The 23,939-nt window shown below is 66.7% G+C and carries 21 protein-coding genes and 2 tRNA genes; 10 read left to right on the plus strand and 13 right to left on the minus strand.

From position 1 onward, the window contains the following. Positions 1–15: 15 nt before the first annotated feature. The 4 genes from AC1DRO_RS13240 to bcp all read right to left on the minus strand — a co-directional run bounded on the left by AC1DRO_RS13240 (position 16) and on the right by bcp (position 3,501). Positions 16–1,671 carry an ABC transporter substrate-binding protein gene (locus tag AC1DRO_RS13240; protein ID WP_476951225.1) on the minus strand — a complete coding sequence of 552 codons (1,656 nt, stop codon included), beginning with the start codon at positions 1,669–1,671 and terminating at the stop codon, positions 16–18. 241 nt (positions 1,672–1,912) lie between these two features. After that, entirely contained in the window at positions 1,913–2,590 is a 678-nt protein-coding gene (locus AC1DRO_RS13245) for a fasciclin domain-containing protein (RefSeq protein ID WP_476857810.1), read from the minus strand. Between the two features lie 237 nt (positions 2,591–2,827). Continuing rightward, positions 2,828–2,909 (minus strand) — tRNA-Leu (locus tag AC1DRO_RS13250). Between the two features lie 118 nt (positions 2,910–3,027). Beyond that, a complete protein-coding gene (gene bcp / locus AC1DRO_RS13255; RefSeq protein WP_476951150.1) occupies positions 3,028–3,501 on the minus strand; it encodes a thioredoxin-dependent thiol peroxidase in 474 nt (157 codons plus the stop codon). Between the two features lie 109 nt (positions 3,502–3,610). Between bcp and AC1DRO_RS13260 the strand changes: the two genes are divergently transcribed. After that, positions 3,611–4,093 carry a MarR family winged helix-turn-helix transcriptional regulator gene (locus AC1DRO_RS13260; RefSeq protein ID WP_043433894.1) on the plus strand — a complete coding sequence of 161 codons (483 nt, stop codon included), beginning with the start codon at positions 3,611–3,613 and terminating at the stop codon, positions 4,091–4,093. 89 nt (positions 4,094–4,182) lie between these two features. Here the strand turns inward: AC1DRO_RS13260 and AC1DRO_RS13265 are convergent, their stop codons facing one another. Together AC1DRO_RS13265 and AC1DRO_RS13270 are read right to left on the minus strand one after the other, a co-directional pair. Beyond that, on the minus strand, positions 4,183–4,572 hold the full coding sequence (locus AC1DRO_RS13265; RefSeq protein WP_476951151.1) for a hypothetical protein: 390 nt from the start codon (positions 4,570–4,572) through the stop codon (positions 4,183–4,185). Positions 4,573–4,928: 356 nt separating this feature from the next. Next, positions 4,929–5,558 carry a DUF2510 domain-containing protein gene (locus AC1DRO_RS13270; protein ID WP_476951152.1) on the minus strand — a complete coding sequence of 210 codons (630 nt, stop codon included), beginning with the start codon at positions 5,556–5,558 and terminating at the stop codon, positions 4,929–4,931. A 288-nt stretch (positions 5,559–5,846) separates the two neighbouring features. Between AC1DRO_RS13270 and AC1DRO_RS13275 the strand changes: the two genes are divergently transcribed. Then, complete coding sequence (locus AC1DRO_RS13275; RefSeq protein ID WP_028275031.1) at positions 5,847–6,035, plus strand: hypothetical protein; 189 nt, start codon at positions 5,847–5,849, stop codon at positions 6,033–6,035. Between the two features lie 923 nt (positions 6,036–6,958). Here the strand turns inward: AC1DRO_RS13275 and AC1DRO_RS13280 are convergent. The 7 genes from AC1DRO_RS13280 to AC1DRO_RS13310 form a co-directional block, all read right to left on the minus strand. Then, a complete protein-coding gene (locus tag AC1DRO_RS13280; RefSeq protein WP_476951153.1) occupies positions 6,959–7,273 on the minus strand; it encodes a hypothetical protein in 315 nt (104 codons plus the stop codon). A 111-nt stretch (positions 7,274–7,384) separates the two neighbouring features. After that, positions 7,385–7,561, minus strand: a complete 177-nt coding sequence (locus AC1DRO_RS13285; protein ID WP_476951154.1) for a hypothetical protein — start codon at positions 7,559–7,561, stop codon at positions 7,385–7,387. Between the two features lie 209 nt (positions 7,562–7,770). Then, positions 7,771–8,268 (minus strand): hypothetical protein, encoded by a 498-nt coding sequence (locus AC1DRO_RS13290; protein WP_476951155.1) that lies wholly within the window; start codon positions 8,266–8,268, stop codon positions 7,771–7,773. 73 nt (positions 8,269–8,341) lie between these two features. After that, on the minus strand, positions 8,342–8,887 hold the full coding sequence (locus AC1DRO_RS13295; protein WP_476951156.1) for a hypothetical protein: 546 nt from the start codon (positions 8,885–8,887) through the stop codon (positions 8,342–8,344). Positions 8,888–9,013: 126 nt separating this feature from the next. Then, positions 9,014–9,089, minus strand: a tRNA-Lys gene (locus AC1DRO_RS13300). A 116-nt stretch (positions 9,090–9,205) separates the two neighbouring features. Beyond that, positions 9,206–10,333 (minus strand): PQQ-dependent sugar dehydrogenase, encoded by a 1,128-nt coding sequence (locus AC1DRO_RS13305; protein WP_476951157.1) that lies wholly within the window; start codon positions 10,331–10,333, stop codon positions 9,206–9,208. A 46-nt stretch (positions 10,334–10,379) separates the two neighbouring features. Continuing rightward, positions 10,380–11,483, minus strand: a complete 1,104-nt coding sequence (locus AC1DRO_RS13310) for a sunset domain-containing protein (protein ID WP_476951158.1) — start codon at positions 11,481–11,483, stop codon at positions 10,380–10,382. Positions 11,484–11,668: 185 nt separating this feature from the next. Here AC1DRO_RS13310 and AC1DRO_RS13315 point away from each other — a divergent pair, with 185 nt between their 5' ends. The 8 genes from AC1DRO_RS13315 (at position 11,669) to AC1DRO_RS13350 (ending at position 23,932) form a co-directional block, all read left to right on the plus strand. Continuing rightward, positions 11,669–12,607 (plus strand): LysR family transcriptional regulator, encoded by a 939-nt coding sequence (locus tag AC1DRO_RS13315; protein ID WP_476848903.1) that lies wholly within the window; start codon positions 11,669–11,671, stop codon positions 12,605–12,607. 129 nt (positions 12,608–12,736) lie between these two features. Beyond that, positions 12,737–14,458 carry a dihydroxy-acid dehydratase gene (gene ilvD / locus AC1DRO_RS13320; protein WP_026538934.1) on the plus strand — a complete coding sequence of 574 codons (1,722 nt, stop codon included), beginning with the start codon at positions 12,737–12,739 and terminating at the stop codon, positions 14,456–14,458. A gap of 468 nt (positions 14,459–14,926) precedes the next feature. Next, complete coding sequence (locus AC1DRO_RS13325; protein WP_476951159.1) at positions 14,927–16,825, plus strand: acetolactate synthase large subunit; 1,899 nt, start codon at positions 14,927–14,929, stop codon at positions 16,823–16,825. Between the two features lie 2 nt (positions 16,826–16,827). After that, a complete protein-coding gene (gene ilvN, locus AC1DRO_RS13330) occupies positions 16,828–17,340 on the plus strand; it encodes an acetolactate synthase small subunit (RefSeq protein ID WP_018773531.1) in 513 nt (170 codons plus the stop codon). A gap of 78 nt (positions 17,341–17,418) precedes the next feature. Further along, complete coding sequence (ilvC, locus tag AC1DRO_RS13335; protein WP_026266449.1) at positions 17,419–18,444, plus strand: ketol-acid reductoisomerase; 1,026 nt, start codon at positions 17,419–17,421, stop codon at positions 18,442–18,444. Between the two features lie 136 nt (positions 18,445–18,580). Beyond that, the gene (gene serA, locus AC1DRO_RS13340) at positions 18,581–20,176 is read left to right on the plus strand and encodes a phosphoglycerate dehydrogenase (protein ID WP_079553521.1); all 1,596 of its coding nucleotides are present in this window, start codon (positions 18,581–18,583) and stop codon (positions 20,174–20,176) included. Positions 20,177–20,381: 205 nt separating this feature from the next. Next, on the plus strand, positions 20,382–23,168 hold the full coding sequence (locus AC1DRO_RS13345) for an ABC transporter permease (protein WP_476951160.1): 2,787 nt from the start codon (positions 20,382–20,384) through the stop codon (positions 23,166–23,168). Further along, the gene (locus AC1DRO_RS13350) at positions 23,165–23,932 is read left to right on the plus strand and encodes an ABC transporter ATP-binding protein (protein ID WP_018773527.1); all 768 of its coding nucleotides are present in this window, start codon (positions 23,165–23,167) and stop codon (positions 23,930–23,932) included. Before AC1DRO_RS13345 ends, AC1DRO_RS13350 begins: the two co-directional genes overlap by 4 nt. Positions 23,933–23,939: the final 7 nt, after the last annotated feature.

Below are 23,939 nucleotides of genomic sequence, written 5' to 3' on the forward strand. Positions count from 1 at the left end.
AATTGGCCCCGGGCGTCAAGGCCTTAGCTCGACCTTTGTGAAAACTTCGTTCAGCACCGGCGACGCCGGGTACTTCAGCACCCGGTCGGAGAGCGCCAGGGCCGAGATCGGGAAGGCAATGGGAACCGCGGGCACCGTGGCCGCGATCTGCCCGTTGATGGTCTGGTACTCCTCGGTGCGGTCCTTTCCGTCCGGCAGGCCCCGGGCTCGGGCGATCTTGGAGAAGACCTGGGGATCCTGGTAACCGAATTCGCCGGTGTTCTCGCCGAAGAGCGGGCCCACGAAATTGTCGGGGTCCGAATACGAGCCGTTCCAGCCGAGCAGGTGCAGGGCGTGGTCGCCCGGGGACGTGACCTTCTGCAGGTAACCGTCAGCCCAGTCCACCGGTACGGGCTTGACGTTGAGCCCGACGGCGGTCAGTTGGCGGCTGATTTCGGCGTAAACCTTTTCCGGCGTCGGCAGGTAGGGACGGGTGACGTTGAGCGGATAGTAGAACTTCAGCTCCTCGCCCTTGTAGCCGGCCTCGGCCAGGAGTTCCTTGGCCTTGCCCGGGTTGTAGCCGAGCGCCGCGGCATTGTTGTTGAAGCCGCTGAGCTTGGGCGGAACAAACTGGGATGCCTGGGCCGTGTTGTCGATGAAGAACCGGCGGATCAGCGTGTCTTTGTCCAGCGCCATTTCGATCGCCTGGCGGACCTTGAGGTTCTGCAGGATGGGGACTTGCTGGTTCATGCCCAGGTACATCACGGAGAACGGGTCCCGCTGGATGATCTGCTTTCCGCTCTTGACCAGTTGGTCAAAGTTTCCCACGGTGACGGCGTCGTAGGCGTCGATCTTGCCGTCCAGGAGCGCCTGCATTCGGGTCTGCGGGTGATCGTAGGTCACGAACTTGATGGTGCCGATCTGCCCCTTGTCCCCCCAGTAGTCCTTGTTGCTGGCCAGGGTGACGCTGCCCGAGTCCCAGGAGCCGAAAATGTACGGTCCTGTACCAACCGGGTGGAGGCCGTAGGCGGATACCGGCTGCCCGCCCCGGCTCTGGTTCAGGACGTCAGCGTTCTCGGCGGCGAGGGCCTTGGGCGAAGACATCGCGAAGGCCGGCAGGGTGAGGGCCTGGAGAAAACCCGTGAAGGGCTGGGTGAGGCCGATCCGCACATTGTCCGGCGCGACGGCGGTGCAGTTCTTGTATATGGACAGCGGCGCCTGGTCCGCATGGGCCTTGAAGACGCCCTTGAAGGTGGTACCGGTGGCCCGTTCGCGGAGGGCCGGTGAGAAGTTGAACCAGCGGTTGAAGTTGGTGCAGACCGCGGCGGCATCGAACAATGTCCCGTCCTGGAATTTAACGTTTCCGCGCAGCTTGAACTCGTAGGTCCGGCCTTCATCGCTCTGGGACCATTCGGTGGCCAGCAGCGGCGTGGGCTGGCCGGTGGTCTGGTCTACGCCGACGAGGCCTTCCAGTACCTGCCGGGTGACGCGGTAGGACTCCACGTCGGAGACCAGGGCAGGATCGAGCCCGAGCGGCTCTGAGCCGGTGCCGAAGGTGAAAAGCGCGGTAGGTGCCGCGCTGGCGCTGGCAGAGGCGGTGGGGGAGCTGGGTGCCGGGCCGAGGCTGCCCGTGCAGGACGCGAGCGGCAGGACAAGGAGGGCGGCCCCGATGCTGGCGGCAATCCGCCGCACTGTCCTGCTGGGCACTGTACTGCTGGGCACTCGGGAATCACCTCTGGGAACTGGATGGTCCGCCGGCTGCGGACCAGCCCCAGTCTAGTTGACGGCCGGGTCCGCCAGCTCTTGTGGCACACCACCGCAAGGCGCACGGCAGCGCAAAAAGCAGAGGCCCGCACCTGGTGGTACGGGCCTCCGCTTCTCCTAGTGGTCCAGGGAGTCAGGCTGGATCCGGGCAGGAGTGCAAAAGGGCTGACTACTTGGGCATCAGGACTGAGTCGACCATGTAGACAGTGGCGTTGGCGGTCTGGACGCCGCCGCAGACAACGTTGGCGCCGTCAACCTTGAGGGCATCCTTGGTGCCGGTGACCGTCACCGAACCGCCTTCAACCGTCTTGTGGGTGCCGACGATCTGGTCCGGGGTGATCTTGCCGGGGACAACGTGGTAGGTCAGGATCTTGCTCAGCGTGGCGTCGTCCGTCTTCAGGGCCTCGATCGTGGCCGGATCGATCTTCTTGAAGGCGTCATCCGTCGGGGCGAAAACGGTGAATTCGCTGCCGTTGAGCGTGTCCACCAGGTTGACCTTGGGGTTGAGCTTGCCGGACACGGCGGCGGTCAGGGTGGTGAGGATCGGGTTGTTGGACGCCGCGGTGGCTACCGGGTCAAGCGCCATGCCGGAGACGGAGCCGGCACCGCTGGGAACCTGGGCGGCATACGCGGCGCAGCCGGAGCCGACGAGGTTGGCAGCCGGATCCATGGCCGCGGCGGAGGCGCTCGTGGAGGGGGACGCCATGCTGGATTCCGCCGGCGCGGAGGACGGTGCCGAGGAGGCGGGGGCCGACGAGGCGCTGGATCCGCCACAGGCAGTGAGGCTGAGCATGGCGGCAGCTGCGATACCTGCAACGGCGAACGTGGTGCGCTTGATGTTCTGCATTTCGGTTTCTCCTTTGTTGTGCCGATGTTTGCCGGCGGCGAATTTTTGCCGCTGCGGCCCTTTCCCGACTGTTGGGCACCGACCCTTGGTTGGTGTCTCAATGGGTATTCGGCTGCTCGGAGGAAACGGATGGGTGCGGATGTGAAATTCTTTTTGGCGGCGTCAAAACTCCCGAAAAACCCCGGAACAGCGCCGGAAACCACAAGAACCCCGGTCCGAAGACCGGGGTTCTCTCTGTGCGCAAGGGGGGACTTGAACCCCCACGCCCGAAGGCACAGGAACCTAAATCCTGCGTGTCTGCCAATTTCACCACTCGCGCGCGGCGCCGTCGTCGTCCCGGGAAAGAACCCCGGCGGCGGGCGCCAGGCTCTATTGTACCTATTGCCGGTTTGCTGGTTGCAACGGCTGCCGCGGGAGGACGAACCGGAGACCGGGGACTAGGCGTCGAGTTTCAGGTCCCGGCGAAGTTTGGCGACATGCCCGGTGGCCCGAACGTTGTACTGTGCGACGGCAACCCGGCCGCCGGCGTCGACGACGATGGTCGAGCGGATCAGGCCCTGGTAGGTCTTGCCGTAGTTTTTCTTTTCGCCCCAGGCCGCGTAGGCCTCGGCGACGGAGTGGTCCTCGTCGGAGAGCAGCGGGAAGTTCAGCCCTTCGGCGGACGCGAACGCGGCAAGCTTCCCGACGGGGTCGGGGGAGATGCCCACGACGTCATAACCTGCGGCCTGAAGCGCGCCGAGGGAATCCCGGAAATCGCAGGCCTCCTTGGTGCATCCCGGCGTGGCGGCTGCCGGGTAGAAGTAGAGCACGGTCTTCCGGCCCCGGAAATCACGCAGGCTGACGTCCTGTCCTTCGGCGTTCTTGAGGGTGAAATCCGGTGCTGTGGCACCGTCGGTGAGTCGCTCGGACACGGGTGTCTCCTTGGTGAGGTTCGTCATGAAGCGGGGTGATAATCCAGCGTAGTGACGCGATCGGCGCCGGACGAATCCGCTGCTGGCTATACTCTTGGGTATGCCTGATATGGATCGCTGGCCCACGGGCCGCCTATTGTCCACGGCAGCACGTCTTGTAGAACACTCCTGGAACGAAAAATTGGGGGCCATTGGCCTGACCCATGCCGGGGTGATCGCCATGGAGGTGCTCTCGGCGAATGGGCCGATGACGCAAGCCCAATTGGCCCAGCTCGTCCGGGTCCAGGCCCAGACGATGGGCAAGACACTAAGCCGGCTGGAAGCGCACGGCCACATTTCGCGGCACCGCAGCACCTCCGACCGGCGCAGCCATGTGGTGTCGCTGACTGACCAGGGGCGCGAGGCGGTTGCCGCTGCCGCCGACATGGAACGTTCCGTGCTCGCCGCCACTCCCATTGACCCCGACGTGTTGCGGCAGGAGCTCCAGGCCGTGGTCAGGGTGCTGGCAACCAAGTCTTCCTCGCCGGAGGCCAATGCCATCGTCACGGCTGCCGAGCCGGGCGCCATTGCCGGGGCCACCCCGCTGAATTAGCCACGTTGCTGTGCGGGGAACGGGAACGGGACGGCAGGGTTCCCGCCGTCCCAATCAGTTCCGTTCTCGAGGCCTTCAGTGGTGACCAGTCACCAGGTGTGCCTGTGGTGGTTGTGGTTCTTATTGTCGTGCCGGTTTCCGTGATGGTCCCAGAACCCGTCCTTGTCATGCCGGCAGCCGTCCCGGCCCGTCCACGAGCCGCGGTGGTCGTTGTCGTCCCGCCAATTGCCATGATCGTCGCGCCAACCCCATCCGTCGGCGTTGTCATGCCACCGGTTCTCCCCGTCCCACCAGCCATTGCGCGTGTCGTGCCGGTTGTTGTCCCGCATGTGGTGCCGGTTCACAAATGAGGACTGACTCCAGGAGCTGGCGGAGGCGGTCGAAGTGGTAGCGGCGGCGCTGGCAGGCAGGGCGCTGGCGCCCAGGCCCAGTGCGGCGGTCACCGCGGTTGTTCCAATGATGCGAATAGCCTTGTTCATGAAACTTGGTCCTTACGGAGATCGATTTCCCTGGCCCCGGGGGCGGGCCGTGCAGGCATGCTGCCGGGGGGCCCATGATTTCCGTGTCTGCTGACGCGATCCTCAGTGAGGGCACCGGGAGAGCTGAATATCAACTTTGGTGGTCGCGTCGGGGTCTTTGGCCGGCGTTGTTGTCGGTCCGGGTCTGCAGGACCGGGCGCTCCAGAACTGTTGCCCGGAGCATCTTTCCAGTCAACGCCCCTGCGTTGACTCTCAAAAGGGACTAAAGACCCTGTTCTGGCGGATCGTTTCAGGAGCCAGGATGCTGGCGATCGGAGCAGCCCCGGCACGTTGGCCGCTGCCTGGATTGACGCTGCCTACACCGTTACGGCCTGGTTCGCCAGGGTGGCGACGATGGCTGACATTTTGAGGCCGGTGAGCACTGCCGTGAGCAAGACGACGCTGACCGTGACCCACACCGGGGCGAGCCCCCGCCGCGGTGCTACCTCGTGGACAATCACGGAGCGGCCAATCACGTAGACCTCCCTGCTGAGGAACACCCACGCCCAGTGGAACGGCCGGACAACGCCGTCCTTGCGCAGCCGGTCCCAGTCCAGGTACGCCAGGAGGGCGGACAAGCCGTAGGCCACGAAACTGATTGCTATGAAGAGGAAGTAAGGCGCCGTGAAAATCGACGCCGGATCAATTGTCTGGATCTGCCGCGGGCCCGCCGTGCGCAGCCGGAGCACAGGGTTCCAGAACATCAGCAGGATGAGCGGCACGAGCGGAAGGGCCACAATTGTCCAGATGTACGCGTTGTAGACCGGTGTCCGGTCGCTGATGCGCCTGCGCGGCGCCACCGGGTGGCGGGGCGCTGTCGCCTCGAACTGCGGTGCGTTGAACTGGCCGGTCCAGGCCGAACCGTTCCACCACTGAAGCCGGCCCGAGCCTGCCGGGTCCGGATACCAGCCAGGGCCAGGGGCGGAGGCGTTGGGCGGGACGGTCATGGCTGTTCATCCTTTGCGTGGCGTGGCGCGCGTTGGCTTCTTCTGTTCCGTGAGAGAGCGTACAGGGGGATGGGCAACTCCATGATTCCCCCATTGGTCGCAGTGGTGCATTGGATGGAGTCTAACCGCGGCCCGTGCCGGCGGGAAGGCCGGCCGGCGGCGCAGACCCGTCCGCTGGAACCCTTGGGCCAGCCTGCCGCCCAGGCGCAAAAGGGCAGTCCGGAAGTATCGACGCGCCAGCCGATTGGGAGGACGATTAATAGGCAATCACCACGAAGGAGGTCAGTGATGTGCTATTCGTACAACAGGGATTCCTGGCGGGATACCAGGAAGGATGCCGCAAAGGATTCTGAGGATCGCCCGGAGACCCGGGCGGAGGCGCCGGAATTCAGGTTCTGGGCCTTCCCCCGCCGCAGCAAGGAGTTCACGGTCGAAGAGCCGGAGAAGGTGCGCGACCGGTCCCGCGAGAAGGTCTGATAAATCGATGTGCATGAGGCGGCCGCTGAGCCACACAGTTCACTGTGACGGTTCGGCGGCCGTTTCATGGCCCGGCGGGCCGGCGGAGGCCAATGGCCGCGGAGAGGCCTATGAGCAGACCGCTGAGCGCCAGCAGGAATCCGCCGGCGAGACCGCCTTGCCCGTCCGGTCCGGGACCAACCCTGCCGGCCGCCGCTGCGGAAGGATTCGCCGTTGCGGACTCCGGGCTCTGGCCCGCGCCCGGCGACTGATAGGCGGACGATCCCGCCGTGGCTGGGACCGGAACAGCACCCGTGGCCGGTGGGGTGGGGGCTCCTTGACTGACGGAGGGGGCGGGGCCCGGCGTCGGCGGAGCCGCGTCCTGTCCGGGGACCTGGCTTTGAGACGGCGACTGTGACGGTGGTTGGGGCGGCGTGGGGTCCGACGGCGGCGCTGTGCTGCCCGGGGGAGTCACTCTCGGCGCCGGGGAAGCGGACGGTGGGCCCGGCGTCGGCGAGGCGGGGCAGACCTTCAGGGGAAGAAGGCCGGCGGACTTGCAGGGCGCGGCCGCCGCGGGCAGCGCAAGGACCAACGGCGAGACCGCGAGCAGCAGGGCCACGGCGGATGCGTACGAGGCCTTCCGGGTGGAGTTCATCCTTACCATCGTAGGGTTCCACCGCCGGCAGCCGGGGAATCCGTTCTGTGCGCGTCCCCTTAGGTTGGTCCACCGGCCGCGGAGCATCGCTAATCCCCGCTCCCGCGCTTTCCGGTGTAGTACCCGGCAAAGATCAAACTGAGCCCGCAAAGCAAGGATCACGTATGGAAAGAGTCCGACGCGGACGGGCGGGATCTGAATGGCCATGATCGTGCCGATGAGGGCATTCAGAGCTCCCACGCAAAGAAGCGCCGCGCCAAGCCACCTCGGTGTCATGGGCCGTTCCCTGTCACCGCCACAATGACTCCTCCTCCGGAAACTGTGCAAGGAGCTCCTGAATCCGTACCCGTCGGCGCCGCACCCAGAACGGGTACCATACGGTCAGGCCAAGGAATAACGGGCTGCAGATCACTCCAAACCAGGGACGCTCGGGGCTATCGAGGATCAGGAAGACCCCCAGTGCGGTGAAAAGGCCGCACATCAGGGGTCCGAACCACGCCATGTGACGCTCCTGGATGAGGATCCGGATCAGCTCCGGTTCCCACTGTTCCGCGGATGCCTCCTCCGGCAGCTGCCCGGTGGAGATGGCCTTCCTGAGGTTCATTGCGGTGGGCGAGCCGGGAGGGAGTGCCCGCTCTTTCGCCCGGGCGCGGAAGGCCGACCCAGCGTGAAGATTCCGGTTGCCACGCCGAAGGCACCGTATACAAGGACGTCCTCAGCCGTGACCTCCCTGCCCCTGAGGACCCTCGTGCCCGGCTGCTTCGGCTCGCAGGGCACGGGTTTCAGCGGCTGCTCCCCGGATCAGGGGAACGAAGACCGTGGCCAGGGCGGCAGCGAACACCACGGACCGCCACGGCTCGGGTATGCCCACTGCACTCAGGACGCTGCTCAAGAGGACGAGCCACAGCAACCCCCCAGACCACCAGCCGGCGCCGCTTCGGCGGCATTCCCTCCAGTGAGTCGGACGGCCACGATTGCCACTCGTACGTTCTACCGCCACCACCGCTTCCCGAGGTCATGGCGACAGACTACGCGCACCCGTCCCGAAGCTCGCATGGCCAGCGGCCGGTCGCAGGACCTTCTCCGGCGCTCAAGTCGAAGTCAGGAGCTCTCCCAGTATTTATCGCCCACAGCTTCGAGATACAGGGTCAGGAACTCGGACAGCGTCGACGCCGCCAGTGGCCAGTCACTGCGCGGGTCCAGGGGCTGTGCGACCAAGACGGCGCCGTTGGCTTCCAGTACCAAGAGGTCCGTGTCGCCAAGGAACTCGCCGATGACGGCGTCGCTCGGCACAAGGTCGGTCGGTCGACTCGCTCGCTCGGCGTTGGTGCGCGCTGCCGCCTTCGCGGGTTCCAGAATGTGGAGGCCCCATTGGCCGTAGTCGACGTCTTGGAACAGCCATGCCTCGCGACTTGATAGCCAGAGTGCCTCCAGCTCGGGCAAAAGTGGGTGGGCGGCCCAAGCCCCTGAGACTTCGTCGAGGGAGGCTCCTGACTCCACCTTGCTGGCGAGCCGGAATGGGTTCGACCCGACTCCGACTCCGTCGCGAGGCTCGGTCCAATTGCGATAGGGATCGAGAGCAGCATTTACGGTCGGCATCAGTAGTCCCTCCACCACGCGTTGGGCTGGGTCCGATGCACGTCCAGCGGAGTCCGCACCGGGCTCGTCAGCCTCACTGGCCCGTGACCTTGATTCCGGCGACCGCCCCGGTCCAGGCGCCGGTCGGGTCCGGGCGGGTCAACTGGGCACTGACGTAGCCCTTCTGCAGTTGGACGACCTGCGATTGGGTTCGCGAGCAATCGACCTCGAACACCGTGTGCTCTGTTCCGGCCAGCGAGTTCTGGGAGAGGAAGATCTGGGCATGCGGGATGCCCACGCAGGCCGCGGTGACTGTGTGCGGACCGGCGGCCGTCACCGTTGCGGCTTTGGTGAAGCCAACCCCTGGCCCGTCCGCCGGACCGGTATCGGATAGGACTACGGACCCTGGCGCCTCGGCCAGACGCTTGTGCAGCTCGGCGTAATTGCTCGCTTCGACGCCCAGCACCCCCGGATCTTTGGTCGGGGCGGCGGGCGCCGGGCGGCGGCTTTGCCCGGCCGCCGTCGGCCGCGGATCGCCCTCGTCCTCGTAGGCGCAGGAGGCCAAACTACCGGCGAGCAGCAGGCCAACAACGTATGCCGCAGCGCAGCGGACTGTTTTCGTTCCCCCAGGACCAGACATGGGCCGAGTCTACGGTCAGTGCCCTAAATGGCAAGTCATCCCGGCCCGGCCCGTCGGGCAGCCTTCGCCAACAAAAAAGAAACCCCGTCCCGCAGGCCGCTAAGCCTGCGAGACGGGGTTTCTCGCTGGTGCACCCCCCGGGACTCGAACCCGGAACCCATTGATTAAGAGTCAATTGCTCTGCCAGTTGAGCTAGAGGTGCATCTGTTGTTTTCGTTCACCGGGGCTTTTTATTTCCCGCGTTGTTCTCCGCAACGACATGAAACTCTACACGAGATTGGCTGTCGTGTGAAATCGAGGGGCGCGGGATGGCCCAGGTCAGCCGGGGAGGTTCAAAATCAGCGCGAAATCAGGGTTTTGCCCATTGCTGAGGAGCCACAGGCGCCCGTCGGGAGCGAGTGAAACGTTGCGCACCCGGCCATACTTTCCCGTGAAATAGCTCACAGGATCTCCGGCGAATTCGCCGTTAAGTGGAACGACCCAAAGCCTTTGGCCGCGCAGGGCGCCCAGGTAGGCGGTGCTGCCGGCAATTTCGAGTCCGCTGGGGGAAGACTCCGCCGTCGACGGCCACACCACCTTGGCGTCCAGGAAGCCGGGGCGGTGCGGGGCACCCGTCACCTCGGGCCAGCCGTAGTTGCCGCCCGGCACGATCAGGTTGAGCTCGTCGTTGACGTCCGGGCCGAATTCGCTGGCCCACAGCCGGCCCGCGCTGTCCCAGGCCAGTCCCTGGACGTTCCTGTGGCCGAAGCTGTAGACGGGGTTATCGCCGAACGGGTTTCCCGGTGCCGGCCTGCCATCCGGAGTGAGTCGGAGGATCTTTCCGCCGAGCGCCGTGCGGTCCTGCGGCTGCTCCCGGCGCTGCGAATCGCCCGTCCCCACGTACAGGAAACCATCGGGCCCAAAGCGGATCCGGCCGCCGTTGTGCGTGGCGGCCTTGGAAATGCCGGTGAAAACCGGTTCCAAGGCACCGAGCTCCAGCCGGCCGCCACGTTCCTCCAGCCGCATGCGGGCGATTCTGTTGTCCGCCGCCGCGGTGAAGTAGGCGTAGAGGTAACGGTCCGACGCGAAGTTGGGGGAAAGGGCAAGGCCCAGGAGGCCGCCTTCGCCGCCAGGCACGACGCCGGGTACTTTGCCGACCGTACCGAGCTGTCCGTCTTTGATGGTCCTGAGCAGTGCTGTGTCGCGCTCGGAGATGACCGCGGTGCCGTCGGGTAGATGGACCGCGGACCACGGGAGTTGCAGCCCATTAACCCGGCCCGCAACCGTGGGCTCACCCGCTGCCCCGGCCGTACCCGCTGCGCCGGTGGCAGTGCGGTCTCCCGGCTGAACCACGGGCGAGGTTGAGCCGCCGGTACAGGCGCTCAGGAAAAACAGGACAACGGCAAGCGCCACGGCCCGGGCCACTGCCCTGCCAATGAAGCACCTGCCGGTAATACGGGTGAGCATCAACGGACGCGATGAGAAGGGATGGGTCGGCCGCCCGGACCGCCGGCTACTGCCGTGTCCGGCGCGGCGGCCGGAACCCGGCTGCTTCGGCGTGGGCCGGGGAGGCAAACCACACCTCAGCCCGGGTTTCCTCATACGCCGGGCTGGTCTCGTCGTGGTAGATCATCGACGAGGCATTGCCCTTGACTGTGAAACCCTCAGGGCCGCTTCCGTCGGCCGCCGGAGCCGCTGACCCCTCGCCGTAAGGCTCCTCAGTGGCCAAATGGCCGGTGGGCTCGGCCGTTGGGCTGGCGGAGGCCCCGGCCGCTGCCGGCGAGGCTGCCATCTGCGTTGTTTCCGCGTCGCCGGGACCCGCGTGCTGTGTCCCGGCGTCGGGTGCTCCTGGCATCGCCGTGCCGGTGCCGGTGCCGGTGCCGGCGCCAGTGCTGGTTGAAGTGCCCGTGCCGGTAACGGTGTCGTCGTCGACCGGTTCCGCGGCTGCCGATTCCGCCCCGGGCAGAGTCGGCGCGTGGGGCTCAGTGTATTCCGGGTGGTGGACGGGCAGGCCCGCCGCGCCAGTCTCCGCAGCAGCACCACGCTCGGCGGCCGTCACAGCGTGCGCACCGCGGGCCGGCTCAGCGTGGGCCGCGGCGGTGGGTGTCTGCGCCGGCGGGGCGGTCTCGGACCACTGGGTCTCCCACTCGGCATTGCCCGGGACGCCCGTTGCTTCCGGGGCGGCCTCGGCGCCCGGCTCGATGGTCTGGGCCGCGGTGGCCGCTGCGGGCCCGGCCGCCTCGGGGGCAGCCGTGGCCTCCCGGGACGGTGCGTCCGGCTCAGGCGCAGGCGCTGCATCGGGGCCGGCCACCGCGGCACCGGCGGCACCCGCGGCCGCTGTCGGACCCGCGGCCCCGGCCGTTGCCGGGCCAGCCGCACTGGCCGCCGCCGTCGAACTGGCCGCCGCACCGCTCGCCGCCGTCGGACTCGCCGTCGCCGTTCCAGACACCGGCGTCGAACCGACAGGGGTGCCGGCAGAAATGCCGGCAGAAGTGCCGGTGCTGGTGCCTGCGGCGGATGAGGAATCTGCGCCCGGGCGGCTCTTGTTGCGGTTCAGCAGCCGCCAGACCACAGCGACCACCACGATGATGACAACGAGCCAGACGATCCAGTCCATAGCAGAGCCTTTCAGTCCGTATTCAGCCCATGAGGCATGGTTGCCGATGCTTGACGTTACGTCCGGGCAAAGCCGGCTGTCCACCCTCCCGGCGGCCAAATGCCGGGCATTCCTGGAGCGGATCCCCGGTCCGGTGAGCCGCCCGGAACCGGAATCAAACCCGGCCCGGCGTGTAGCCTCGCCTCATGGATTTCAAGCGACTGCAGATACTGCGTGAACTCGCCGGCCGCGGGACCGTAGGCGCCACGGCCGAGGCCATGAAGGTCACGCCATCTGCAGTGTCGCAGCAGCTGAAGACCCTGCAGGAGGAACTGGGCGTCGTCCTGGTGGAGAAATCCGGCAGGGGAGTGCGCCTTACCGAGGCAGGGCTGGCCATGGCCGGCGCCGCCGCCGACGTGTCGACGGCCATGGCCCGGGCGGAAGCGACCATCGACACGTACCGGCGCGGCTGGCAGACACGGGTGGTGGCAGCCTTCTTTCCCAGCGCCGCGGAGATGTTCCTGCCGGGCATGCTGCACCGGGTCAAAGCCGTCGAGGGGCTCCGGTTCGAGGCGCACTTCGAGGACCCGGGCGTTGCCGGGTTCGCCGGGCTGACCGCGGACTACGACATCGTCCTGGCGCACAGTGTCGACGGTCCGGAAGTCTTCGGCGGCCAGGGCCTGACGGTGGTGCCGCTGCTGGACGAACCCCTGGACGTGGCCTTGCCGGCCGGGCACGCTTTGGCCGGCAAAGCCACACTGTGCGCCGAGGACGTCGTCGGCTTTCCGTGGATGGGAGTCCCCGAGGGCTTTCCGTTCGACACTGTGCTGCGCCAGATCGAGGTGCGGGCCGACTCACAGGCGGTCCGGGCCCAGCAGTTCCCGGATCTGAGGGTCCTGGAAGCCCTGGTCAGCGCCGGGCACGGGCTGAGCCTGCTGCCGCGGTACACGGCGGTCAGCAACCAGGGCCGGGGGTTCGTCCTGCGCCCGCTCGAGGGCGTGAAGGCCAGCCGGAGCATCGTGGCGCTGGCCCGTCCGGACGTCGCGGCCCGGACCACCATCCAGCAGGTCCTGGCGATGCTCAAGGCCGAGGCCCAAGGTGTCGCCGAGGCCCCGGAACTGCGTGACGCGGCTCACCGGGCCTAGGTCAAAGGGGGCCAGGGTTTCATGATGTGAGACGAGAGTCCACTATTTGATCGAAATATTCCCGGTTTTCCGCTTAACGCTCCGTTCTTGGGTCGTTGGCGCCTGTGGCAGAGCCCTAGACTTTGAGCCATGAGTCAGGACACCCAAACAGCAGCAGACACCAAGCCGGACATCAAGCCCCGCAGCCGGGTCGTTACCGATGGAATCCATGCCGCCCCCGCGCGCGGCATGTTCCGGGCGGTCGGGATGGGCGACGACGACTTCGCCAAGCCGCAGATCGGCGTGGCGAGCTCGTGGAACGAGATCACCCCCTGCAACCTTTCGTTGAACCGGCTCGCCCAGGGCGCCAAGGAAGGCGTCCACGCCGGCGGCGGGTTCCCCATGCAGTTCGGCACCATCTCCGTCTCGGACGGCATCTCCATGGGCCACGAGGGCATGCACTTCTCCCTGGTGTCCCGCGAAGTCATCGCCGACTCCGTCGAGACGGTCATGCAGGCCGAGCGGATCGACGGCTCCGTGCTCCTGGCCGGCTGCGACAAGTCGCTGCCCGGCATGCTGATGGCCGCGGCCCGCCTGGACCTGGCCGCCGTGTTCCTCTACGCCGGCTCCATCATGCCCGGCTGGGTCAAGCTCGAGGACGGCTCCGAAAAGGAAGTCACCCTCATCGACGCGTTCGAGGCCGTCGGTGCGTGCGCCGCCGGCAAGATGAGCCGCGAGGACCTGGACCGCATCGAAAAGGCCATCTGCCCGGGCGAGGGCGCCTGCGGCGGCATGTACACCGCCAACACCATGGCCTGCATCGGCGAGGCCCTGGGCATGTCCCTGCCCGGCTCCGCCGCACCGCCCTCCGCGGACCGCCGCCGCGACGCCTTTGCGCACAAGTCCGGCGAAGCCGTGGTCAACCTCCTGCGCCTGGGGATCACCGCCCGCGACATCATGACGCGCAAGGCGTTCGAGAACGCGATCGCCGTCACGATGGCCTTCGGCGGTTCCACCAACGCCGTGCTGCACCTGCTCGCCATCGCCCGCGAAGCCGAGGTGGAGCTGACGCTGGAGGACTTCAACCGGATTGGCGACAAGATCCCGCACCTGGGCGACCTCAAGCCGTTCGGCCGCTACGTGATGACCGACGTCGACAAGATCGGCGGCGTGCCGGTGATCATGAAGGCGCTGCTCGACGCCGGCCTGCTGCACGGTGACTGCCTCACCGTCACCGGCAAGACCGTGGCCGAGAACCTCGCCGCGATCAACCCGCCGGACCTGGACGGCAAGATCCTGCGCGCACTGGACAACCCGATCCACAAGACCGGCGGCATCACCATCCTGCACGGCTCGATGGCCCCGGAAGGCGCCGTCGTCAAGAGCGCCGGTTTCGACGCCGATGTCTTCGAGGGCACGGCCCGCGTGTTCGAACGCGAACAGGGCGCGCTCGATGCCCTGGACAAGGGTGAGATCCACAAGGGCGACGTCGTTGTGATCCGCTACGAAGGCCCCAAGGGCGGCCCCGGCATGCGCGAGATGCTCGCCATCACCGGCGCCATCAAGGGCGCGGGCCTGGGCAAGGACGTCCTGCTGCTGACCGACGGACGGTTCTCCGGCGGAACCACCGGCCTGTGCATCGGCCACGTTGCGCCGGAAGCCGTCGACGGCGGCCCCATCGCGTTCGTCAAGGACGGCGACCGGATCCGCGTGGACATCGCGGCGCGCACCTTCGACCTCCTGGTCGACGGCGCCGAGCTCGAGGCCCGCAAGGTCGGCTGGGAGCCGCTACCGGCCAAGTTCACGAAGGGCGTGCTCGCCAAGTACGCCAAGCTCGTCCACAGCGCCTCCACGGGCGCGTACTGCGGGTAACGGGTAACGCCTACCCGGAGTGGACGGCGCTGGGCGCCGCCCACTCCGGGGCCCTCGGCGTTTCCCTTATTAAGCCCTGCCGCCAATATGGGCGGCTCGCCGTTCGGTGTCGGGGGGCAAGGGGAGACCAGGAGGACCAGCTAGTGGACACCGTTGTCCAAATAGTGAGACACGGGCCGGGCTCGTTGACACCCGTCTCACTCAGAGGGAAAACTGAACGCATGATCGAGATCGTTACAGCCGGAGCCACTGAATTTGAGTGCACTGCAGTCGAAAGCGCTGCAGGTGTTTCTGTCGTACTTACCAAGCGCGTGGCTCATTAGCCTTCACTGGTAACGAACCGTCACGCGCAACCCCTCGAAGAGCCCGTCGGCTGAGGGGTTTTTTTATTTCCCGCAGCACCAGCCGCACCACCAGAACAAAAACAGTAGTTCCACGATCACCGAAGATCCACAAAGGAAGAGTCCGATGAGCAAAGGATCGCCGATCAGCCCCTCGCTGATGGCCACCAAGTCCACTGGAGCCCACAAGGCTCCGGAACGCGTCGAACGTCCGGCTGACGCCGGCGTCGACTCTGCTGCTGTCTCTCCTGTCCTCGGACCGAACAACGTCGTACCCCCGACTGTCATGACCGGTTCGCAAGCAATTGTCCGCTCGCTCGAAGAACTCGGCGTCCAGGACATTTTCGGTTTGCCCGGTGGCGCGATCCTGCCCACCTACGACCCCTTGATGGCCTCCAAAATGAACCACGTTTTGGTCCGTCACGAACAGGGAGCCGGCCACGCCGCGCAAGGCTACGCCATGGTTACCGGACGGGTTGGCGTCTGCATCGCCACCTCGGGCCCGGGTGCCACCAACCTCGTTACCGCCATCATGGACGCCCACATGGACTCCGTGCCGATAGTGGCCATCACCGGCCAGGTCTCCAGCGGGGTGATCGGCACCGACGCATTCCAGGAAGCGGACATCGTCGGGATCACCATGCCGATCACGAAGCACTCCTTCCTGGTCACGGACCCCAACGACATCCCGCATGTGATGGCCGAGGCGTTCCACCTGGCGTCCACCGGACGCCCTGGCCCGGTCCTCGTGGACGTCGCCAAGGACGCCCAGCAGGGCCAGATGACGTTCTCCTGGCCGCCCAAGATCGATCTCCCGGGATACCGGCCCGTGGTGCGCGGCCACAGCAAGCAGGTCCGCGAGGCCGCCCGGCTCATTTCCGGTGCCAGCAAGCCCGTGCTCTACGTCGGCGGCGGAGTGGTCAAGGCCCACGCCTCGGCCGAGCTGCGTGAACTGGCCGAGCTGACCGGCGCCCCCGTGGTCACCACCCTGATGGCCCGGGGCGTGTTCCCGGACTCGCACCCCCAGCACGTGGGCATGCCGGGCATGCACGGCACGGTTTCCGCCGTGACAGCCCTGCAGCAGTCGGACCTGCTGATCACCCTGGGCGCCCGGTTCGATGACCGCGTGACTGGCATCCTGAAGTCCTTTGCCCCGAACGCCAAGGTCATCCACGCCGACATCGATCCGGCGGAAATCTCCAAGAACCGCACGGCCGACGTCCCCATCGTCGGCTCGGTCAAAGAGATCATCCCGGAACTGACAGATGCCCTGCGCCTGCAGTTCGAAGCCTTCGGCACCCCGGACCTGACCACCTGGTGGGCATTCCTTAACAACCTCAAGGAAACCTACCCCCTCGGCTGGACCGAACCCGAAGACGGCCTCAGCGCCCCGCAGCGCGTCATCGAACGAATCGGCGCCCTGACCGGCCCCGAGGCCATCTATGTGGCCGGCGTCGGACAGCACCAGATGTGGGCCTCGCAGTTCATCAAGTACGAACGCCCGCACGCCTGGCTCAACTCCGGCGGCGCGGGCACCATGGGCTACGCCGTGCCGGCGGCCATGGGCGCCAAAGTGGGCGAACCGGACCGCGTGGTCTGGGCCATCGACGGCGACGGCTGCTTCCAGATGACCAACCAGGAACTGGCCACCTGCGCGATCAACAAGATCCCCATCAAGGTAGCCATCATCAACAACTCCTCCCTGGGCATGGTCCGGCAGTGGCAGACCCTGTTCTACGAGGGCCGCTACTCCAATACCGACCTCAACACGGGCCACGACACGGTCCGCATCCCGGACTTCGTCAAGCTGGCGGATGCCTACGGCTGCGCCGCCTTCCGGTGCGAACGCGACGAGGACATCGACGCCACCATCCAGAAGGCACTGGAGATCAATGACCGCCCCGTGGTCATCGACTTCGTCGTGAGCCCCAACTCGATGGTGTGGCCGATGGTCCCCGCGGGGGTCAGCAACGACCAGATCCAGGTTGCCCGCAACATGACCCCGGAATGGGAAGAGGAGGACTGAACATGACCCGCCACACATTGTCCGTTCTGGTCGAAGACAAGCCCGGTGTGCTGACCCGCGTCGCCAGCCTCTTCGCCCGCCGGGCCTTCAACATCAATTCCCTGGCCGTCGGCCCCACCGAGGTTCCGGGCATGTCCCGGATGACCGTGGTGGTCGACGCCGATGGTGAGCTGATCGAACAGGTCACGAAGCAGCTGAACAAGCTGGTCAACGTGATCAAGATCGTCGAGCTCACCTCCGAATCTTCCGTACAGCGCGACCACATCCTGGTCAAGGTACGTGCGGATGCCGCAACACGCCTGCAGGTCACCCAGGCTGCAGACCTGTTCCGCGCCTCAGTGGTCGACGTCTCCACAGAGTCGGTGGTCATTGAGGCAACGGGCCACCCCGAGAAACTCACCGCACTCTTGTCAGTGCTTGAGCCATTCGGCATCCGCGAAATCGTGCAGTCCGGCACCTTGGCCGTTGGGCGGGGATCCCGCTCCATGAGTGACAGGGCCCTCCGCAGCGCGTAAGACCGCCGGAGCCGCCCCGTTGTACCGCAGCACCACAGACAATATCTACGAAGAATCCACTCAAAAGGAGACACCCCAGTGACTGAAATGTTTTACGACGACGACGCCGACCTGTCGATCATCCAGGGCCGCACCGTCGCCGTCATCGGTTACGGCTCCCAGGGCCACGCCCACGCCCTCAGCCTCCGCGATTCCGGCGTTGACGTCCGCGTCGGCCTGAAGGAAGGCTCGAAGTCCCGGGCCAAGGCCGAGGCCGAGGGCCTGCGGGTCCTGAACGTTGCCGACGCCGTCGCCGAGGCCGACCTCATCATGGTCCTGACCCCGGACCAGGTCCAGCGCCACGTCTACGCCGAGGACATCGCCCCGAACCTGCAGCCGGGCGACGCCCTGTTCTTCGGCCACGGCTTCAACATCCGCTACGGCTACATCCAGCCCCCGGCCGACGTCGACGTCGCCCTCGTCGCCCCCAAGGGCCCGGGCCACATCGTGCGCCGCGAGTTCGAAGCCGGCCGAGGCGTGCCGGACCTGATCGCCGTCGAGCAGAACCCGTCCGGCAAGGCCAAGGAACTGGCCCTGTCCTACGCCAAGGCGATCGGCGGCACCCGTGCGGGCGTCATCGAGACCACCTTCACCGAAGAGACCGAAACCGACCTCTTCGGCGAGCAGGCTGTCCTCTGCGGCGGCGCCTCGCAGCTGATCCAGTACGGCTTCGAGACCCTCACCGAGGCCGGCTACAAGCCCGAGGTCGCCTACTTCGAGGTGCTGCACGAGCTCAAGCTGATCGTCGACCTCATGGTCGAGGGCGGCATCGCCAAGCAGCGCTGGAGCGTCTCGGACACCGCGGAATACGGCGACTACGTCTCCGGCCCCCGCGTCATCACCCCGCAGGTGAAGGAAAACATGAAGGCTGTCCTCGCGGACATCCAGGACGGCACCTTCGCCAAGCGCTTCATCGACGACCAGGACGCCGGCGCGCCGGAGTTCAAGGCGCTGCGCAAGAAGGGTGAAGACCACCCGATCGAGGCCACCGGCCGCGAACTGCGCAAGCTGTTCTCCTGGATCAAGAACGAAGACGACTACACCGAAGGAACAGTGGCCCGCTAGGCATTGCCCGGCAGGGGAGCCGGACACCACATCCTGGGGTCCGGCTTCCCTGCTGTCCAGCACCACCCGCACCACCCGTACCACCCGATTCACCAAAATCCCCACCAGATACACAAGAGAGCTAAAGAGGTCACCGGTGACAAGCACCAAACCTGTCGTACTCCTCGCTGAGGAACTTTCGCCCGCCACAGTCGAGGCCCTCGGCCCGGACTTTGAAATCCGCCAGACTGACGGCTCCGACCGTTCCCAGCTGCTCTCCGCGATCGCCGACGTCGACGCGATCCTGGTCCGCTCCGCCACCCAGCTGGACGCCGAGGCCATCGCCGCCGCCAAGAACCTCAAGGTCATCGCCCGCGCCGGCGTCGGCCTGGACAACGTGGACATCAAGGCGGCCACCCAGGCCGGCGTCATGGTGGTCAACGCGCCGACCTCCAACATCGTCTCCGCCGCCGAACTGACCGTCGGGCACATCCTGAGCCTCGCCCGCCACATCCCGCAGGCCAGCTCCGCCCTCAAGGACGGGGAGTGGAAGCGCTCCAAGTACACCGGCATCGAGCTCTTCGAGAAGAAGATCGGCATCATCGGCCTGGGCCGGATCGGCGCCCTGGTCGCGGCCCGCCTGAAGGGCTTCGACACCAAGATCCTCGCGTACGACCCCTACATCACCTCCGCCCGGGCCGCCCAGCTCGGCGTGCAGCTGGTGACGCTCGACGAGCTCCTGGCCCAGTCGGACTTCATCACCATCCACATGCCCAAGACCCCGGAAACCGTCGGCATGCTCGGCGCCGAGGCGTTCAAGAAGATGAAGAGCACGGCGTACGTCGTCAACGTCGCCCGCGGCGGCCTGGTGGACGAGGAAGCCCTCTACACCGCGCTGCAGGCCGGTGACATCGCCGGCGCCGGCGTCGACGTCTTCTCCAAGGAACCCAGCACCGACCTGCCGTTCTTCAAACTCGACAACGTCGTGGTGACCCCGCACCTGGGCGCCTCCACCGACGAGGCCCAGGAGAAGGCCGGCGTCTCCGTCGCCAAGTCCGTCCGCCTGGCCCTGGCCGGCGAACTGGTCCCCGACGCCGTCAACGTCGCCGGCGGTGTCATCGCCCCGGACGTCCGCCCCGGCATCCCGCTGATGGAAAAGCTTGGCCGCATCTTCACCGCGCTGACCCATGCCTCCCTCACCCAGTTCGACGTCGAGGTGGCCGGCGAGATCTCCTCGCTCGATGTCAAGGTCCTGGAACTCGCGGCGCTCAAGGGCATCTTCGCCGACGTCGTGACCGAGCAGGTCTCCTATGTCAACGCACCCGTCATCGCCGAGCAGCGCGGCATCAACGTCCGCCTCATCACGACGCCGGACACCGAGTCGTACCGCAACGTCCTGACCCTGCGCGGCGCCCTCAGCGACGGCAGCCAGATCTCCGTCGCCGGAACCCTGACGGGCCCGAAGCAGATCCAGAAACTGGTCGGCGTCAACGGCTACGAGGTGGAAATCCCGATCAGCGAACACCTCGTGGTGGTTGCCTACTCGGACCGCCCCGGCGTGATCGGCACGATCGGCCACATCCTGGGCATGAACAACATCAACATCGCCGGCATGCAGGTGGCACGCCAGGCGGAAGGCGGCCAGGTGCTGGCCCTGCTGACCATCGACAGCTCCGTTCCCCAGCAGGTCCTTGACGCGATCAAGGCCGGGATCGGCGCTGACATGGTCCGCGAGGTTGACCTCGAGGACTGAAATCCTCCCCGCGTGGCCCCGGCGGCGGCATGACCGCCACCGGCGGCCACGAGAGGCCGGCCGGTCTGCGTACAATGGCTAGGACCGAATTTCGGGTCTAGGCCGGCAGACCGGCCCTTACTTTTGCACGCCCGACACGGGACGCCTTCACTTCCTCAGGAAATGAACTGCGGCGTGCGCACGCAATCCAGCTTTCAGGAGCCCAATGAACGCCGTCCAGAGGTTCATCAGAAGCAGAGTGCTTTTGCTGACCGCGTCCATTTTGATCGTGGCCATGTGCCTGTCCGTGCTCGTCCAGGGTCAGTCCCAGGCGGCGCTGAGCAGGACCGTGGACCAAAACTCCCGGGGGCTCTATGACGTCCTGGTGCAGGCCAAGGCGAAGGATAACGGCGGCCTGATGCAGCCCGACATCGCCACCGGCCAGGGCGGCATCAGCTTCGAGCAGCTGGATTCGATCCGCAAGCTCTCCGGCACCTCTGTGGCCGCCCCCATCAGCCTCGTCTCGCGCGTGACGCAGAACCTGGAGTCGCCGCGGCTGGACGCCACCGACTACCTGGGCTTCAACGCGGGCCTCGCGGGCACCTCCGGCGACCCGACCGCGACGGATCCGAGCAAGTGGCCGGCCGCGGAATCGGTACTGAGCGACACGCCGAAGAAATACCGCCTCACGGCCAGCGCCGTCAGCTCCGACGGCCACTCCGACCAGACCCTGTTCAAGACCACGGCCGAGGGCTCCCTCGGCAAGGCGAAGTTGGTCGAGGAACAGGTCGACGGCGGCAAGAACGTCCGCATCCAGGGCCCGGCGGGCGAGACCGGCATCAAGTTCCCCACCCCGGCCGGCGGCTCCGAGCACAACCTCTTCAACCTCTCCGTTTCCCTGCCGATGGCTCCGCAGGTGACCGAGTCCGTCGTCGCCGTCGACCCCGTCTCCGAACGTGCGCTGCTCGGCACGGCCGGTGACTTCCTGTCCCCGCTGGAGAAGGCCCCGCCCGCGGACGCCCGCAACGCCGGCGCGATCGGCCGGCACTTCGAGAGCCTCTTCACCAACGGCATCAGCATGGACGAACTCAAGGAAGGCCCGGACTTCCTCGGCGTCAAGCTCAAGTACTGGGCACCGCTGATGACCCAGTACCAGCAGGCCAAGCGCGACGGCCAGCTCACCGACGATTCGCAGGCCATCCCGCTGATCGTGCGCTCGGGCACCGCCCTGGACCTGAAGTACTCGGTCAAAATCGAGGAAATCGACGACTCCGGCAACGTCACCAAGGACGTCGGCACCGTGACCCGCTCGCTGGACAAGGACTACCTGCCGTTCGTTTCCAAGTCCCCGTTCGCCCTCGCCTGGCCCGGGTCCAAGGACCTCTCCCAGCTCATGGGCGACACCGGATCCTTCAGCCAGGGTCTCTACAACCCGGCCACCTGGACCACCAACTTCGCCGCCGCCCCGACGTACAAGGACGGCGAAACCGCCGCCAACGGCGCCGTTGACAAGAGCGCCACGCCCGGAGACTGGGTCACCGTGAACCGACTGCCGGACAAGGCCGCCAACGGCGAAGCCGTCGACCAGACCCAGCGCGAGCCGGTAGACGAGCGCTCCTACCGCCAGAACCTCGAAACCGGCAAGAAGCTGGCCACGCCGCTGGCCATGGTCTACGGCACCTTCGACGCCGCGAACGTCAAGGAAGCTGCCGGCGACGTCAACCGGCTGCCCCTGGGCGGCTATGACCCCGCGCCGTTCACCCTGACCAAAGACGCGTCGGGCAAGGACGTCAACACCGAACTCAAGCCCTCGCTGAGCGCCACGGGACTGGTCAGCCAGTCCGCCGGAGCCATCACCGACTACTACGGCCTCGCCGCCGCCCGCGGCTACGATGCGAACGCCAACGTGATCGACGCCGTCCGGGTCCGCGCCAAGGTTCCGGGCAGCTGGAAACAGGCGCAGCCCGAGGTGGAGAAGCTCGCCAACGAGATCCGCGACATGGGCCTGCAGGCCACCGTGGTGGCCGGATCGGCCCGCGAAGACGCCAGCATCGCCGTTCCCGGCTACTCCAAGGACGACGCCGGCAAGGAATCGCCGCTGGGCACCGTGCAGCAGTCGTGGGTCCGCCAGGACGCCGCGGACGCCGTGTCCGGCTCGCTGACCGCCACGAACCTGACCCTGCTGTTCCTGACCCTCTGCGGTGCTGCCCTCCTGACCGGAGCCTCCACCGTCAGTTACATCCGCAAACGGCGCAGCGAGGCCGGTACTTTGCGCGCCATGGGCTGGACCCAGCGCAAGATCCGTTCCTGGGTGCTGGCCGAATTCGGCGTCGGCGCCGCGCTGCTGGCCGTCGTCGGTGTCGTCCTGAGCCTGATCAGCTGGAGCACCGCCACCGCGGTGGTCTCGGCGTCGGTCCTGGTGCTGTACGCCGGTGCCGCGTTCGTCGCGGCGCAGCAGCTGCGCCACCGCGACGTCGTGGACCAGGAGCCGCAACACGATGAACGGCTCATCGCGGTCGATTCCCCGCTGACCTTCGCGAACCGGCAGCTGAGCACCAACAAGTTCAACACCATCTCCCTGGCCGTTGCCGTCGGTGTCTTCGCCGCGGCCGTCGGCGGACTCGTCGCCCTGCTGATCGACATTCCGCGGGCCGCCGGCGCCAGCGCCCTCAGCGGGCTGGCCGCGGCGAGCATCGCCCTGCCCAGCATCATCCTGGGCGTGTCCGGTGTTGCCGTCGGGCTGCTGCTGACCATGGTCACCGGCCGCTTCGAGCTGCAGGCCAAGCGCCAGTACCTCGGCACGCTGCGGGCCATGGGCTGGAACCCGGACATGCTGGGCCAGGTCCGCTTCTTTGAAAACGCCATGGTGGGAACCGTCGCGCTGCCGCTGGGTGTTGTGGGCGCCCTCGGCATCGGCCTCCTCCTGGCCCCTTATGCCGCGCTGTGGGCCGCAATTGCCGGTCTCGTAGCTGTACTTTGCTGGATTCCGATTGCAACGAAAGTGGTCCAATGACTAACGAGCTGAACCTTGACCGGGAGGCACACGACCGGATGACCGCCAGCACCCGTCGCGGTGCGCACAAGACCCGCGCCAACACGATCGTGAAGGCCACGGACCACGCCACCCCGCTGGAACTGAGCAACATCACCATCCACTACGGCGGCGGCAAGGGCGGTGCCGAGGCCGTCAACGTCGTGGACGACTTCAACATGACGCTGCACGCCGGCGAAATGCACTGCGTCGCGGGACGCTCCGGCTCGGGCAAGACCAGCATCCTGACCGTCGGCGCGGGACTGACCCTGCCGACGTCGGGCCGGGTGTTCTGGGAAGGCGACTCGCTCGAGACCATGGGCGACGACGAAATCGCCGACCGCCGCCGGGCCCTGATCGGCTACGTCGACCAGGGCGGTGCCCTGATCGACGGGATGAGCGCGCTCGAGAACGTCCTGCTGCCGGCCGTGCCCGACGGCGAGGTCGAGAAGCGCCGCGACATGGCCAAGGACCTCCTGGACCTCGTGGGCCTGGGCCGGCGCATGCGCCACCGCCCGGCGCAGCTTTCCGGCGGTGAACGCCAGCGCGTCGCGATCGCCCGGGCGCTCATCCTCGGCACCCGCGTCCTGGTGGTCGACGAGCCCACGGCCAGCCTGGACCGTGCCGCGGCCAACCGCATCATCAGCATCCTCAAGGACACCACCTCGGACGGCATCGCCGTGCTGGTCGCTTCACATGACCACGAACTGGTCCGCCAGAGCGATACCCTCACAGAACTGATCTAGATTTAGA

The organism is Arthrobacter sp. P4_F11 (assembly GCF_056401395.1).

Excerpts from the sequence above, each read along its gene's own strand:
- AC1DRO_RS13245 (WP_476857810.1), bottom strand. The coding sequence starts at position 2,590 with ATGCAGAACATCAAGCGCACCACGTTCGCCGTTGCAGGTATCGCAGCT.
- AC1DRO_RS13260 (WP_043433894.1), top strand. The coding sequence starts at position 3,611 with ATGGATCGCTGGCCCACGGGCCGCCTATTGTCCACGGCAGCACGTCTT.
- AC1DRO_RS13265 (WP_476951151.1), bottom strand. The coding sequence starts at position 4,572 with ATGAACAAGGCTATTCGCATCATTGGAACAACCGCGGTGACCGCCGCA.
- AC1DRO_RS13270 (WP_476951152.1), bottom strand. The coding sequence starts at position 5,558 with ATGACCGTCCCGCCCAACGCCTCCGCCCCTGGCCCTGGCTGGTATCCG.
- AC1DRO_RS13275 (WP_028275031.1), top strand. The coding sequence starts at position 5,847 with ATGTGCTATTCGTACAACAGGGATTCCTGGCGGGATACCAGGAAGGAT.
- AC1DRO_RS13280 (WP_476951153.1), bottom strand. The coding sequence starts at position 7,273 with ATGAACCTCAGGAAGGCCATCTCCACCGGGCAGCTGCCGGAGGAGGCA.
- AC1DRO_RS13290 (WP_476951155.1), bottom strand. The coding sequence starts at position 8,268 with ATGCCGACCGTAAATGCTGCTCTCGATCCCTATCGCAATTGGACCGAG.
- AC1DRO_RS13295 (WP_476951156.1), bottom strand. The coding sequence starts at position 8,887 with ATGTCTGGTCCTGGGGGAACGAAAACAGTCCGCTGCGCTGCGGCATAC.
- AC1DRO_RS13305 (WP_476951157.1), bottom strand. The coding sequence starts at position 10,333 with ATGCTCACCCGTATTACCGGCAGGTGCTTCATTGGCAGGGCAGTGGCC.
- AC1DRO_RS13310 (WP_476951158.1), bottom strand. The coding sequence starts at position 11,483 with ATGGACTGGATCGTCTGGCTCGTTGTCATCATCGTGGTGGTCGCTGTG.
- AC1DRO_RS13315 (WP_476848903.1), top strand. The coding sequence starts at position 11,669 with ATGGATTTCAAGCGACTGCAGATACTGCGTGAACTCGCCGGCCGCGGG.
- ilvD (WP_026538934.1), top strand. The coding sequence starts at position 12,737 with ATGAGTCAGGACACCCAAACAGCAGCAGACACCAAGCCGGACATCAAG.
- AC1DRO_RS13325 (WP_476951159.1), top strand. The coding sequence starts at position 14,927 with ATGAGCAAAGGATCGCCGATCAGCCCCTCGCTGATGGCCACCAAGTCC.
- ilvN (WP_018773531.1), top strand. The coding sequence starts at position 16,828 with ATGACCCGCCACACATTGTCCGTTCTGGTCGAAGACAAGCCCGGTGTG.
- AC1DRO_RS13345 (WP_476951160.1), top strand. The coding sequence starts at position 20,382 with ATGAACGCCGTCCAGAGGTTCATCAGAAGCAGAGTGCTTTTGCTGACC.
- AC1DRO_RS13350 (WP_018773527.1), top strand. The coding sequence starts at position 23,165 with ATGACTAACGAGCTGAACCTTGACCGGGAGGCACACGACCGGATGACC.